The sequence below is a fragment of the Flavobacterium psychroterrae genome (assembly GCF_018380615.1).
Classification (GTDB): Bacteria; Bacteroidota; Bacteroidia; order Flavobacteriales; family Flavobacteriaceae; genus Flavobacterium; species Flavobacterium psychroterrae.
Genome location: NZ_JAGYVZ010000077.1, coordinates 1 through 1,027 on the forward strand (window position 1 = coordinate 1; position 1,027 = coordinate 1,027).

At 37.0% G+C, this 1,027-nt stretch carries 2 pseudogenes; both read right to left on the reverse strand.

The features are described from left to right. Nucleotides 1-120 precede the first annotated feature (120 nt). Nucleotides 121-510 (reverse strand): annotated as a pseudogene (locus tag KHA90_RS25100) (DUF932 domain-containing protein); the annotation flags it as partial. 30 nt (nucleotides 511-540) lie between these two features. Continuing rightward, a pseudogene (locus tag KHA90_RS25105) lies at nucleotides 541-894 on the reverse strand (single-stranded DNA-binding protein); the annotation flags it as partial. Between the last annotated feature and the right edge of the window lie 133 nt (nucleotides 895-1,027).

Here is a 1,027-nt window from a genome sequence, read left to right on the forward strand (position 1 = left end):
TGTTAAGGCATAATTGCCGACAACAAAATAATGTAAAGTAAAATAGAATACACATTGTGTAGCTACAGCTAAAAGAACAGATTGACACAGACTATTTTACATAATCTTTTACTTTCCATAACCTTTTCCGAGCGCCCCAGCGGTTTCGTATAGGATACCGTCACCGCCTACGATGCTATCAAAAAAAGAAAAGGCATCCCTGTTTTGTACAATTTGGTAGTCTTTGCCCACCACACCGAGTACGGCATCATTATCGGTGCGCACCGTACTGTAGTAATTAGGTACTTCAATTTTATTGTGAATGATTTCATTATCCAAAATAATTTCGGCAGAACCGGCTGTAAAGAGTCTGCGTTTTTCTACCTCATAATCTAAACCTGCGTGGATAATTGCTTCGGAGCTTGTTGGGTAATCGCTAATAATCTGCCCCAAATTGTGCCATGCTGTTTGCTTGGTGCTGAAAAAACTGTGTTTTTCTGTGTGCTCGTTGTAATTTATATTGTGTGCCATGATGTTATATTTTAAGTGATTGTGATAGAATTAAAAAGGTACGTCCTGTGATTTTTTTGTTTTTTTTTCTTTTACCGCTGAATTGGCTTTAGCCGTTTCTGTCTTTTTGGCAAAAACCAAAATTTTAATATTGCTGGTGTGAAACGTCAGACTGCCTACCGCTAAACCTTCGCTGTTATTGTATACACTCATACCAATACGTCCGAAGAGCTGTACGAGTGTTCCTTTTTTCAGCCACTGTGCTGTTTTGGCATTTAACCAATAGGAGCAATCGATATAGGTAACTACTTCCTTTACTTCGGTACTGCCCTTAGGTTTGTAATTGTCATTGATGGCAATGCTGAAATTGACCACTTGTTTTTCGCTGTTCACTTTTTGAACTACTGCATCTGCTGTTTATGCAAAGCAAAATATTATGTAAAGCAATTGACTATATCTAATACAAAGCCAATTGTTTATAAGAAAATATAGCTTCATTGCTTTACATAAATTATTAGAATTGTTTGAGCCAGCTAAT